This is a genomic window from Pseudomonas sp. URMO17WK12:I7 (genome assembly GCF_003269045.1).
In the GTDB taxonomy this organism is placed as follows: Bacteria; Pseudomonadota; Gammaproteobacteria; order Pseudomonadales; family Pseudomonadaceae; genus Aquipseudomonas; species Aquipseudomonas putida_J.
In genome coordinates this window covers 58,810-71,468 of sequence record NZ_QLTL01000006.1, presented here as the reverse complement: position 1 = coordinate 71,468, position 12,659 = coordinate 58,810, and the positions used below count along the sequence as shown (strand labels likewise).

12 protein-coding genes are annotated in these 12,659 nt (G+C 62.1%); 6 read left to right on the top strand and 6 right to left on the bottom strand.

All coding sequences use genetic code 11. The features are described 5' to 3' along the window. Positions 1-59: 59 nt before the first annotated feature. Complete coding sequence (locus H040_RS09765) at positions 60-2,342, bottom strand: heavy metal translocating P-type ATPase (protein WP_027917285.1); 2,283 nt, start codon at positions 2,340-2,342, stop codon at positions 60-62. 6 nt (positions 2,343-2,348) lie between these two features. Then, positions 2,349-2,603, bottom strand: coding sequence for a hypothetical protein (locus tag H040_RS09760; RefSeq protein ID WP_027917284.1), 255 nt, complete (start codon positions 2,601-2,603; stop codon positions 2,349-2,351). A 189-nt stretch (positions 2,604-2,792) separates the two neighbouring features. On the opposite strand from H040_RS09760, the gene H040_RS09755 reads away from it, so the two are divergent. The 3 genes from H040_RS09755 to H040_RS09745 are packed head-to-tail and all read left to right on the top strand — an operon-like array spanning position 2,793 to position 5,762. Beyond that, positions 2,793-3,440: a BON domain-containing protein gene (locus H040_RS09755; RefSeq protein ID WP_027917283.1), complete on the top strand. Its 648-nt coding sequence runs from the start codon at positions 2,793-2,795 to the stop codon at positions 3,438-3,440. A 26-nt stretch (positions 3,441-3,466) separates the two neighbouring features. Beyond that, positions 3,467-5,308, top strand: a complete 1,842-nt coding sequence (ftsH, locus tag H040_RS09750; RefSeq protein ID WP_027917282.1) for an ATP-dependent zinc metalloprotease FtsH — start codon at positions 3,467-3,469, stop codon at positions 5,306-5,308. A gap of 28 nt (positions 5,309-5,336) precedes the next feature. Continuing rightward, complete coding sequence (locus H040_RS09745; RefSeq protein WP_027917281.1) at positions 5,337-5,762, top strand: potassium channel family protein; 426 nt, start codon at positions 5,337-5,339, stop codon at positions 5,760-5,762. A 7-nt stretch (positions 5,763-5,769) separates the two neighbouring features. Here H040_RS09745 and H040_RS09740 read toward each other — a convergent pair whose 3' ends face one another. The 3 genes from H040_RS09740 to H040_RS09730 are packed head-to-tail and all read right to left on the bottom strand — an operon-like array spanning position 5,770 to position 9,267. After that, entirely contained in the window at positions 5,770-8,145 is a 2,376-nt protein-coding gene (locus H040_RS09740) for a phosphoketolase family protein (RefSeq protein ID WP_027917280.1), read from the bottom strand. Between the two features lie 36 nt (positions 8,146-8,181). Next, on the bottom strand, positions 8,182-8,646 hold the full coding sequence (locus H040_RS09735; protein WP_033695979.1) for a CBS domain-containing protein: 465 nt from the start codon (positions 8,644-8,646) through the stop codon (positions 8,182-8,184). A 60-nt stretch (positions 8,647-8,706) separates the two neighbouring features. Next, the gene (locus tag H040_RS09730; protein ID WP_027917278.1) at positions 8,707-9,267 is read right to left on the bottom strand and encodes an Hsp20/alpha crystallin family protein; all 561 of its coding nucleotides are present in this window, start codon (positions 9,265-9,267) and stop codon (positions 8,707-8,709) included. A gap of 190 nt (positions 9,268-9,457) precedes the next feature. On the opposite strand from H040_RS09730, the gene H040_RS09725 reads away from it, so the two are divergent. Next, positions 9,458-10,195: a hypothetical protein gene (locus tag H040_RS09725; protein ID WP_027917277.1), complete on the top strand. Its 738-nt coding sequence runs from the start codon at positions 9,458-9,460 to the stop codon at positions 10,193-10,195. Here H040_RS09725 and fnrB read toward each other — a convergent pair. Beyond that, positions 10,164-10,895 (bottom strand): Crp/Fnr family transcriptional regulator FnrB, encoded by a 732-nt coding sequence (gene fnrB / locus H040_RS09720; protein ID WP_033695968.1) that lies wholly within the window; start codon positions 10,893-10,895, stop codon positions 10,164-10,166. The genes H040_RS09725 and fnrB overlap by 32 nt on opposite strands. 213 nt (positions 10,896-11,108) lie before the next feature. On the opposite strand from fnrB, the gene H040_RS09715 reads away from it, so the two are divergent. Together H040_RS09715 and H040_RS09710 are read left to right on the top strand one after the other, a co-directional pair. Further along, a complete protein-coding gene (locus H040_RS09715; RefSeq protein ID WP_027917275.1) occupies positions 11,109-11,972 on the top strand; it encodes a universal stress protein in 864 nt (287 codons plus the stop codon). A 96-nt stretch (positions 11,973-12,068) separates the two neighbouring features. Continuing rightward, the gene (locus tag H040_RS09710) at positions 12,069-12,638 is read left to right on the top strand and encodes a GNAT family N-acetyltransferase (RefSeq protein ID WP_027917274.1); all 570 of its coding nucleotides are present in this window, start codon (positions 12,069-12,071) and stop codon (positions 12,636-12,638) included. Positions 12,639-12,659: the final 21 nt, after the last annotated feature.

The window sequence follows — 12,659 nt, the reverse complement described above, 5'->3', positions numbered from 1 at the left end:
GGCTCAGACCGCCCTTGGCGCTTGATTTTTATCAATCGTGCGAACGCCTGCAGCATTGCTCAATGTTTATCGAGGTACCGATACAAGGCGTCTTCCTGGTCGAAATGCAGTTTCGCCAGGGTATCCAGCCGTATGAGCTGGTGCTGGATTTCGTCGGCGCTCGGGGTGGCGGCGGCCTGGGCGAAATCCTCGTTCATGCGTGTCAGCACATGGATCAGCCTGAACATTTCCCGGTGGGTATGGCTGAGCGCCGACAGGGGGTCCTCGCCCCCCATGTAACGGCTCAAAAGCGGGTACAGCCGCTGCTCATCGTCCCGCTCATGGCGTTCCAGCAATTCATGCAGGGCGGCGACTAGGTGCCGGAGGTCGGCCCGCGCCTGCTGCGCAGGGCGGCTGGCAAAGTCCCGCGCCATCTGGCTCAGTTCGGTCAACAACCCGTCCAGTTGCCGATGCTCGTCCTGCATGTGCTGCAGACTCACGGCCGGCAACCCGTTGCGGCCATCGCCCGTAACCGGACCGAGGGCGCGAAGGGCGTTGAGGATGATCAACAGGTCGATGCCTTCCTGCAGTACCGCCCCCATCACCGCAGGCAGGTAGCCGGCAGCAGCGAACAGCATGGCCAGCAGCGAGAGGCTCATGCCCACCCACACGCCTTGCCGGGCGATGTGCACGGCGTGCCGGGCGATGTCGAGCGCTTCGATCAAACGATCCAGCCTGTCGACCAGCAGGACCACGCCGGCTGACTGCGCCGAGGCAGTCACGCCCGACGCGCCCATGGCAACCCCGACATCGGCGGCAGCCAGTGCAGGCGCATCATTGATGCCATCCCCGACCATCAGCGTGGGGCCTCTTCGGCAACCTTCCTGAACCAGGCGGACCTTATCCTGCGGTGAGAGGCCAGAGTGAAGCGCATCGATACCCGCCGTCAGCGCGATCATTTGCGCCGTCTGGGGGCGATCGCCAGTCAGCATGACAATTTGCTCGATCCCGCGCGCGCGAAGCCGGCGCAGGGTCTGGGGTGTTTCCCGACGCACATCGTCGGCCAGCCGGAGCATCGCTTTCAATTCGCCGTCCACGGCCACGAAACTGCCACTGCTGGCCAGATAGTCCAACTGCTGCAAGCATGCCTGTGCCCAGTGGCCCGCATCCCTGCCCTGCTGCACGAATGCCAGCAGTCCCAAGCGCACGGCTTTGCCTTGTACCTGGCCGGCCAAGCCTTGGCCTGGAGCCTCCTGCACCTGTTGCGGCGCCGCCAGGGTCAGGCCCCGCGCAAGGGCCGCGTCGACAATAGCCCGGGCGATCGGATGGGTGGAGGCCTGGGCCAACGACGCGGCCCACTGCAAGATCTGCAGCGGAGCGCCCTCCCCGTTAAGCTCGATCGATTGCAACCGGGCATGACCGCTGGTCAATGTACCGGTCTTGTCGAGAAAGACCTGGCGGATCCCGGCGAGCGCCTCCAGTACCGCGCCATCGCGCACCAGAATGCTACGCCGAGCAGCTCGCGAGATGCCCGACAGCACAGCAATCGGCACCGCCAATATCAGCGGGCAGGGCGTGGCGACCACCAGCACCGCCAGGACGCGTTGCGGGTCGCCACTGGCCCACCAAGCGAGCGCGGCGATCAGCAACGTCAGGGGGATGAAGGCCAACGCGTAGCGGTCAGCCAGGCGCACGAAGGGTGCCCGTGACTGGCGTGCCGCCTCGGCCAGGCGCACGATGCCAGCATAGGTGCTTTGCGCCGCAGTCTGCGTGGCCAGCAGCAACAACGGCGCGCCGACGTTGCACACCCCGCTGGACACCGGCTCGCCGCAATGGCGAGTGACGGGTAACGACTCCCCGGTCAGTGCCGCCTCGTCCAGGGTGGCCTGGGGACTCTGCAGCCGCCCGTCCACTGGCACGATTTCACCCAGGCGTACCAGCACGGTCTGACCTGGCCTGACCTGATCCACCGCAACCTCGTGCAGCCCGTCTTGTTCCTGGACCCATGCACGTTGCGGCGCTCGGTCGATCAGCGCGCGCAGTTCGCGCTCGGCATGCCGCACGCTGAATGCCTCGAGGGCTCGTCCGGTGGCCAGCATCAGTGCAACCACCGTAGCCACCAGCATGTTCTCCAAGGCCAGGGCGGCAGTGATCGACAGCAAGGCGATCAGGTCGATACCTGCCTCACCTCTGGCCAGGCGCCTGAGCATTTCTACCGCCAGGACCCCGGCCATGACCAGGCCACCAGTTGCCCAGATCAGCGCGGCCCAGGCAGGTCGCTGTGCCGCATAGGCCATACCGCCAGTCAGCAAGGCCAGCAGGCAGACCACCAACAGTGCGGGGTCGAGCCATCGACGAGGCATGGCAGGCTACTTGCGCCGGGCCTGCTGGCGCAGTTGCTGCACCTCGACCTGAGCCTGGGTCGCCCGCCGTAGCGCCTCGTTGGCGGTCTGCTCGACCAGATCGACGCGGTAGCACACTTGATCGGCGCGCAACCGCGCGGTGGCGGCATTGTTCTCCGCCGATTCCAGGCGCGCATCGTACTCCTCGGCGCGCCACGCCGTGCAGCCGGACGCGGTCATCAACAGCAGGCTTGCCCACCCGCAAAGCACATAACGTCGCATTTCCATACCCTCGTGCATGCCCAAGACACGCTGAGTATCGATTGCGGCGTGCGCCGCAGCCTGACATTTGTCAACCGCGAACGGCCTGTTCACCGGGTTTGACCTTTATCAATCGCGCTGTGGGGCACACGTGTAGAAACAAGTACTCAGGGCACTTCAGCCCCTCCCCGTCCGCTACCGGAGCCGATCATGAACGACCTTGACTTGCGAGACCTTGTGCTCGAAGAGCTGGAATTCAAACCCGATATCAACGCTGCCAGCATCGGTGTGACGGTGCAGGACGGTGTAGTCACCCTCTCCGGGCACGTCAACAGCTACGCCCAGAAAGTCAGTGCCGAGCGCACGGTCAAGGCCATGAAAGGCGTGCGCGGCCTGGCCGAGGAAATAGAGGTACGCCTGAACAAACTCGAAGGTACCGCTGACGACACCATTGCCAGCCGTGCCCTGAACATCATCGCCTGGAGCTCGGACGCCAACGTGGAGGGCATCAAGGTCACCGTGCAGAAAGGGACGGTGACCCTGGAAGGCCAGCTCGATTGGCAATACCAGAAGGAAGTGATCGAACAGGCGGTCTGGCGCCTGTCGGGCGTGGTCGGCGTGCACAACCGCATCACCCTCAAAGCCCGGGCCGACGCGGTCGATATCAAGCGCCACATTGAAGACGCTCTCAAGCGCAGCGCCGAAATCCAGGCCGAAGGCATCCGCGTCACGGTCAACGGTGGCGTGGTCAAGCTGGAAGGCAAGGTCCACTTGCTGCGCGAGCGAGAAGTGGTCGAGCGTGCGGCCTGGTCGGTGCCGGGCGTCAGCAAGGTCGAAGATTATCTGTTGATCGCCTAGCGCCGCCGCGCCGAGGAGAGATGGCCATGAACAAGGATCAGCCCTGGAAGCTCTACTTACTGGCAGTCGGCCTGGCGGTGCTCGCAGCCGTGCAGTTCGGCCTGTTCAGCCAGCCGGCCGTGCAAGCCATCCCTTACAGCCAGTTCCTGCAGTTGCTCGATCAGCAGAAGGTCAGCGACCTGCATATCGAGCATGACCGTATCCTCGGCAGGCTGCAGGAGCCGATCGATGGCCATTCGGTGTTCTCCACCGTGCGCGTCGACCCGACACTGAGCGAGCAGTTGGGGCGCTCGGGCGTGGCCTTCACCGGCGTTGCCGAAGACAGCACGGTGGCGACCGTGCTGGGCGCATTCATGCCGCTGCTGATGATGCTGGCGCTGTGGTACTTCCTGTTCCACGGGCTGGGGCAGAAACAGGGGCTGGGCGGGTTGATGGGGGTGGGCAAGTCGCGCGCGCGGGTTTATGTCGAACATGACACCCAGGTGACCTTCGCCGACGTGGCCGGTATTGACGACGTCAAGGGCGAGCTGACCGAGATCGTGGCCTTCCTGAAAAACAAGGCGTGGTATGCACGCCTTGGCGCCCATGTACCCAAAGGCACGTTGCTGGTCGGCCCGCCCGGCACCGGCAAGACCCTGGTCGCCAAGGCCATCGCCGGGGAAGCGGCGGTGCCGTTCTTCTCGATATCCGGCTCGGAGTTCGTGGAGATGTTCGTGGGCGTGGGTGCCGCACGGGTACGTGACCTCTTCGACCAGGCCCGCCAGGCCGCACCTTGCATCATTTTCATCGACGAGCTGGATGCCCTGGGCAAGATGCGCGGCGTCGGCAGCTTTGGCGGCAATGACGAGAAAGAACAAACCCTCAATCAGTTGCTCGCCGAGCTCGACGGTTTCGACCCACGTGAAGGCGTGGTGCTGTTGGCCGCGACCAATCGCCCGGAAGTGCTGGACCCGGCGCTGCTGCGTGCCGGGCGCTTCGACCGGCAGATTCTCATCGACCGGCCCGACCGCAAGGGCCGCCTGGCGATCCTGAAAGTCCACCTGCACAAGATCATCTACAAGAATGACCTGGACTGCGAGCGGATTGCCGAGATTACCCCGGGCCTGACGGGCGCCGACCTGGCCACCCTGGTCAACGAGGCGGCCATCGTCGCTACCCGGCGCTCCAGCCAGTGGGTCGAGTTGCAGGACTTTACCGCTGCAGTCGAGCGCCTGGTGGCCGGTGTCGAGCGCAAGGGCAGCGTGTTGCGCAGCGACGAACGCCAGGTGGTGGCGTACCACGAAATGGGGCATGCCCTGGCCGCCAGCAGCCTGCCGGCAATGGATCCGGTCCACAAGGTGTCGATCATTCCCCGCGCCGCAGGTTCACTGGGTTACACCTTGCAGCGGCCGACCGACGACCGCTTCCTGATCAGCGCGCAGATGCTGCGCGACCGCCTGGTGGTGCTGATGGCCGGGCGCGCCGCCGAGAGCCTTGCGTTCGGCCAGGTCTCCACGGGCGCCGCCGACGACCTGGGACGCGCCACCGACATTGCCCGCCAACTGGTCACCCGATTCGGCATGAACCCGGTGTTGGGCCAGGCAGTACTGGAACGGCAACAAGCCGGCTTTCTGAGCGACTCGGTACTACACCAGGCGCTCAAGGACTACTCCGAACAGACCGCGCGCGAGATCGACCTGGCCATCCGCAGCTTGCTGGAAGAAGCCTATGACCGCGCCCGGTCGTTGCTGGAGCAGCGCCGCCACGATCTGGATACAGGCGCGCGCCTGTTGCTGGCGAAGGAGACCATCACCCCCGAGGAGTTTCCCGCGCTGCTGCCGCAAGCCAGGGAGCCTGCCACCTATGTGTTGGTCGATGCCACGAAATGAACCGCCGATCCTGGCCAGGGTACCCACGATGCTCTCTGTCACGCTGATCAACATGCTGGTGGTGATCCTGGTGGTGATCATTCATTACGAATGCCTGCTGCGCCTGAACGACTGGCTCCCTCGGCTCAAGCTCTGGAGCCGTTTTCGCATCGTGGCAGGCGTATTCGGCGCACTGCTGGCCCACGCTGTGGAGGTGTGGTGCTTTGCCCTGGCCTATTACCTGATGGCCCATGCCCCAGGCTGGGGTACGCTCAGCGGCAATTTCGACGGGAGCTTTCTGGACTGCGTGTATTTCTCCTTCACCACCTATACCACGATAGGCTTCGGCGACATTGCTCCCACCGGCCATCTCAAGTACCTCACCGGCCTGCAGGCCTTGACGGGCCTGGTGCTGATCACCTGGACCGCGTCCTTCCTGTTCCTGGAAATGCAGAAATACTGGAAGGCCAAGTAAGGCTGGGTCAAGCACATGGGGGGGAAGTCCATCGCCATTGCGCAACTTCAGGCATGTCTTCGCCATGTTCGATGAGGTAGAGCTTGTGCTTCTCCATCATTGCCCAATAGCGGGCGCGGGCCTGCTCGAGCCGAGGCTGCAAGCGTGACACGCGCTCGAACACATCGAGCAGCAACTGGTAGCGGTCCAGGTTGTTGATGACCGCCATGTCGAACGGCGTGGTGGTTGCGCCCTCTTCGCGAAAGCCACGCACATGAAAACGTTGCGGATTGGCGCGCTTGTAAATCAGGCGGTGGATCAACGCCGGATAGCCGTGGAAGGCGAAGATGACCGGTCGATCTTCGGTGAACAGCCCATTGAAGTCGCTGTCGGACAGCCCGTGAGGATGCTGTTGTGACAGTTGCAACGCCATGAGATCAACGACATTCACCACCCTCACGCGTACGTCAGGAGCCTGCTCCTGCAGCAGTGTAACTGCCGCCAGCACCTCCAGTGTCGGCACATCGCCCGCGCAGGCAAGCACCACCTCGGGCATCTCGTCATCGTGGGAGGCCCAGCCCCAACGTCCGATACCTGATTGGCAATGCACGGCGGCCGCTTCGCCATCGAGCCATTGCCACTCCATCTGCTTGCCGGCGACGATCACATTGATGTACCCACGGCTGCGCAGACAATGCTCAGCCACCGACAACAGGCAATTGGCGTCAGGTGGCAGATAGATCCGCGCAAGATTGGCCTTTTTGTTTGCCAGCAGGTCGAGTAAACCCGGGTCCTGGTGCGAGAAACCATTATGGTCCTGCCGCCAGACATGCGAAGTCAGGAGGATATTCAATGAGGCGATCGGCTTGCGCCACGGTACCTCGGCAGCTGTCTTGAGCCATTTGGCATGTTGGTTGATCATCGAATCGACGATATGGATGAAGGCTTCGTAGCAGGAAAACAGGCCATGGCGGCCCGTCAGCAGATACCCCTCCAGCCAGCCCTCGCAGATATGCTCACTGAGGATCTCCATGACCCGCCCCTGTGCCGAAAGGTGTACATCATCGCTGGCCTGAGCATCCAGCCAAACCTTGTCGGTAACCTCGAACACTGCATCCAGGCGGTTGGACGCCGTTTCGTCAGGACCGAACAGGCGAAAATTCTGCGACGCTAGGCTGTTCTTCATGACATCGCGCACATAACCGCCCAGCACTCTGGTCGCCTCGGCCCGCACCTGGCCCGGCCCCGACATCGGCACGCAGTAATCGGCGTAGTGCGGTAAATCCAGTGAGCGCAACAAAAGACCGCCGTTGGCATGCGGGCTCGCGCTCATGCGCCGCCGGCCAGTCGGGGTCAGCGCGGCCAGATCAGGCACCAACGTACCCTGTGCGTCAAAAAGCTCATGGGGACGGTAACTTTCCAGCCATTGTTGCAACTGCATCAGGTGCGACGGTTTGCCAAGGTCCGCCAACGGCAACTGATGGGACCGCCAGGTGCCCTCTACGCGTTGCCCATCTACGTACCTGGGCCCCGTCCACCCTTTGGGGGTACGAAGAATCAGGACCGGCCACAATGGCCTGTCGACCACCTGCGGGTCTTCGGCATGCCGCGCGAGGCGCTGGATCTGACTGATCTTCTCGTAGATGACATCCAGCGTCCTGGCCAACGCTCGATGGACGTCCATGGGCTCGTCACCCTCGACAAAATAGGGATCATAACCGTAGCCATACATGAGGCTGGTCAGTTCCTCCTCGCTGATCGCCGACAGCACGCTGGGGTTGGCGATCTTGTAACCGTTCAGATGCAAAATGGGCAGCACCGCGCCGTCGCGGGCGGGGTTGAGAAACTTGTTGCAGTGCCAGCTCGCAGCCAGTGGCCCGGTTTCGGCCTCACCATCACCAATGACGCACGCCACGATCAGTTGCGGATTGTCCAGGGCAGCACCATACGCATGGGCCAGCGAATAGCCCAGTTCGCCCCCTTCGTGAATGGAGCCAGGCACATGGGGACCGACATGGCTGCCAATGCCATAAGGCCAGGAAAACTGCTGAAAGAGCCGGGCCATGCCAAGTGCGTTGCGCTCGACCGATGGGTTGAGCTCGGTGTAGGTACCATCGAGGTACGCCTGGGCGACCAGAGCGGGACCGCCGTGGCCGGGCCCCGTGACGAACAGCACATTGAGGCTGTACTGGCGAATCAACCGGTTCAGATGGGTATAGATCAGATTGAGCCCCGGCGAAGTCCCCCAGTGGCCCAGCAATCGGGGTTTGACATCAGCCAAGGTCAATGGCCTGGTCAACAAGGCATTACCCTGCAGATAGATCTGGCCAACGGTGAGGTAGTTTGCCGCCCGCCAATAGGCGTCCAGGCTTTCGACTTCTTCGGCACTGGGGAAATCACTCATGCCAGCCTCCTGTCTTCATCGCGCACGGGTGTGCGCTCAAAGGTCTTCGCCGCGCAGGTCTTCCTCCCGCCGGCTCTGTTGACGGATCAGCAGTGACAGTTCGTGCAGGTGGTCGGACAGAAGCCCCACCAGGTCGTCGGCCGTGGCGATTCCGACCAGCAGGCCGAAGTCATCGACTACCGGAATGCGTCGGATATTGGCGCGCCGCATGTTGAGGATGACATCGAACAAGTCTTCGTTCTGGTTCGCGGTGATCAGAGGCCGAGGCAGCACATCGACCGCCTGCAGGTCTTCCTGATCCGGTGGATTGCGCGCGATGATGCGTAACGCCAGATCGCGATCGGTGATCAGGCCGATGGGCCGACAACGCTCGCGGTCGACATGTTCGGCCAACACTAGGTCGCCAACATGGTACTGATTCATCATGCGCGCTGCGGCATAGATGGAAATACCGGGTGGTGCAGTGACCACGTCACGGTTGCAGTATTTGCCAATGGACATCATGCTCTACCTCCACAGGCGGAGCGTCCTTGCTCCTCGATGCAGTGAATATGGGTGAGATCATTTACCGTTCTTGATCGGAATCACCTTTTCCGGATGGATGGCCTCGGCGCGCTTGGGCAGGTGCACCAGCAGCACGCCTTTGCTGAACTGGGCATTGATCTTCTCGGCGTCAACTTCGCGGGGCAACTGGAAAACCCGTTCGAAGCTGCCGTAATGGCGCTCGGACAGGTGATATTCCTTGCGTTTTTCGTCCTTTTCCTCCTGTTTCTCGCCGCGGATCACCAGGTTGCCATTGGCGAGCTTGATCTCGATGTCCTTTTCTTCCACGCCAGGCAACTCGGCGCTGATGCGGTACTCCTCGGCCAGCTCACTGATATCCATGGCCGGCATACCGTGGGTGAACAAGTCACGCCGCCAGAAGGGTTCGAGATCGAACGGTGTGTGGCTGAACGGCATGCGCATCGGCCGACGGCCGAAATCTTCGAACAGGCTGTCGATCTGACGGCGCAATTGCTGGAAGGGGCGCCACAGATCCGAAGGTTCGACGCTGGGCGGCGAAGCTTTGGCTGGCTGGGTGGCGACCGGGGTAACAGGCACTTTTTTGGCAACTTCTGACATGGCGACCTCCTCGAATGAGTAATGCCTCCCAGGGAGACGCCTCGAGCATGCGCCGTGGGGCTGCCCCCCGTTTGACCTTTATCAACAGCGTGGCGCCCCTTCCGCCAGCCGGTTTGATCCTGGTCAACATGCCGCATTGACCACGGCCTAGGCTGATATCAGCAAGACTTAATTACAGTCCGAGGCAGCCATGAACCAAGAGGGCGGTGCCAGCGTCCGCTTGCTGCAAACGTTGCCGGGGCCGGGCATCCAGCAATTCGTGCGCCTGGCCCTTTGCCGCCAGCCGTCCAGCGAGGCAATGGCAGGCCAGTACTGCATGCTCGGCCGTGGTAGCGAGTGCTGGCCATGCAGCTACGTAACCCTGCCTGGCGTCGCTGGGCAATTTATCGTCAGCATTCAGAGTGCGCAGCCATTAGGTCGACTGGGGGAACTGTTCGACTATTCCGGGCCGCTTGGCAGCGCCTGGCCGCTGCCCCTGCAAAGTACAAGGCTGTTAGCCATCAGTCGCGCCGATGGCCTGCTGCCCTTGCTGGGCGCGCTGGATGAGATTCGCTGCTGGCTGCCTTGGGTGCAATTGCAGCTGTCACATGACGGCATTGCCGCCGAACTCCTGCCAGACGATTGTCAAACTTGGCTGTCGGCGCTGTCGCTACTGCCGCGTGTTATCAGCAGTGGCTGGTGGCAAACCAGACGCTTGCTGACCACCTTTCACCCGGACACGGTCTACTGCTGCGCACCGCCACAGGTAGCGCGCCAGCTGGCCCAGCTGTGCTGGCAAACAGGCGTAGCGCCGCAGCGCATCTGGATACGCACGGATCATGTACCACGCACGGCCGGCGTCAGGCCATACCCCGAACGCTGGCCTGTACAACGCTATGACCGATTGCTTGCCGCACTCAAGTGGGTTCCTCCAGGTGTGTCAGGTTGACCAAGCCTTGCATATCGATGAGCCTGACCTCACGCCCGGCGCATTGCAGGAAACCTGAATGGACGAAGCGGCTGAACAGTCGGCTGATCGTTTCCAGCGTGAGGTCCAGGTAGTTGGCGATATCGCCTCGGGACATGGGCAGCATGAACACGTCCGCCCGCAACCCTCGCGCCTGGTAACGCGCCGACATGCCCAACAGGAAGATCGCCAGCCGCTGGTCGGCCCGCCCATGACAGCAGCGCAGGTGATCGTCCTTGCCCTGGATCCCCAGGCTGAGCATGTGCAGCAATTGATAGCGTAACCCCGGAATCTGGCCAGAGAGGTCCACCAGCTGGTCCAGCCGGATGGAGCAGACAAGCGATATTTCAAGGGCTACGGCAAAGCTTCGATAATGACTGGCACCAATAGCGTCCAGCCCCAGCATTTCCCCCGGCAGAATGAAGCCAGTCACCCGTTCGGTGCCGTCGGCATCAAGCAGGAAATTCTTGATCGCCCCGGAGCGCAAGGCAAACACGTGCTCCATGGGATCATTGGCCTTGAACAGGTATTCACCCCGCTTCAACGGCCGGTTACGGCGGACAATCCGCTCCAGCTTGTCCACTTCGTCGGCACTGAGGCTGGCGGGCAGACAGAGCCGGCTCAACGAGCACGCAAGGCACTTCACATGGGGCCTTGCCCCCATTTCTGCAGAGCCTGACATGACGATGCCTCCGCTTTTTTGCAGGCGGGCATCTATTTAAGTTAGCGGCCTCACAAAACGTTAGCGGTCTGTCCGACCAAGGGTTGGATGCCACCCGAGGCAACTTGATGAACATCAAGCCACCCCTTGCCCGCGCCCGCATGCTCAAGCGTCGAAAACTTCGTTGAATCCCGACTGTTTGCCGGGGCGCTATCCGCTAAAAGGTGAAAGATCATGCAAATCAAGAGATTGCTCGTAATTGCAGTGGACGAAGATTGGTACGATCCGGCTATCGAACAAGCGGTGGAGCTGGCGATGGCAATCGGCGCCTCTGTGACCCTTGCCATCCAGCCCGCGCCCGCTGGGCAGGCCAGGCACGTTGATACCCTGAGCCGACAGAAAAGCCTGACCAAGGTCTTCCTCGACAGTGGCATCCAACTGGAGTCCGAGGTCAGGCGAATCAAGCCCACGGCCAGAGCATTGGTCAAACTGGCAAGGGCATGCGACGCCGACCTGATGATCCTGCAGGCTCAAGCCGACGGGCGCGTCAGTTTCGGCCTCGAACTGATGCGGCTTGCGCCCTGCCCCGTGTTGTTCGCACGGGAACGTTCAGAGTCAAGTCAAGCCAAGCTGTTCGTAGCAGCGCCCGCCAGCTGCGAAGACCTGGACGACGGGGACGCGAATGCCGCAGTCGTCGAAGCCACGAGGCTCATAACCCACGCGCGCAAGGCGAAGATGCATCTCTTCTGCGTTTATGACCAGGCCGCCCTCCTGCGTCACAGCGAGCACTACAGCCTAGCGGAAATCCCCTCGTATGAATCCCTCGCAAGCGCATTCAAACGCTTCGTCGCGCAACTGGGTATCCCTGACGCCTATCACCAGTTGATCGTCGGATCATGCGCGCACACCCTCTGTGCATACGCCAATCGCTGCGGCTACGACACTGTGGTGATCACCAGCCCTCACCGCGCCTGGCAGTTTGCGACCCTGGAATACCTATTAAGCAGCCTGAAATGCAGCTTGCTCGTGGTCCCCGTCAAGGCACGCCAGCAGCAGTTGGCTATCCCTGAATCGGAGGAGCTTCTTCAATCGGTTTGACAGGTCATCAGTTAAGCATTTGACAACTGTCAAGTCAGCGCAGCGCCCACTGTCGACACTGAACCTCCTTGTTCATTCGACATAGAGGACATTGCCATGGCGCCCGCCGAAACTTCCCGTCTGCACACAACGCCTTCGTTCCCCAAACCTTCGGGTGAATACTGGATCGAAGCCCTTGAAAACGGCGTTCACGTGTTGATCAGGCCCTTGCAAGCCCAGGACCGAGCACGCGAAAAAGCCTTCATCGAACGGCTGTCGCCCGAATCGCGGCATTTCCGCTTCCTGTGCCAGTTCAGGGAGCCCGCTGAGGCAATGCTCGACCAGCTGATGAAGGTCGACCAGGATCGCCAGGCGGCCTATGTCGCTCTCGCCCACGTGGATGGCGAATTGCAGGAAGTGGGCATTTCCCGCTACGCCACCGCTAGCGGCAAGGATGAGTGCGAATGCGCCGTTACCGTCATGGACAGCTGGCAGCACCATGGTTTGGGCCGCCTGCTGCTCAAGCACCTGATCGATCATGCCCGAGCCAAGGGGTTGCGGCAGATGTATTCGGTCGATGCGGCAGCCAACCAGGCGATGCGCGACCTGGCCAAGGCGGCGGGGTTCACCACCGCCGCTGACCCGGATGACCCCAGCCAAGTCATTCACCGGCTTTCCCTGATCTGACCCCGGGCCGCCGCACCCTGA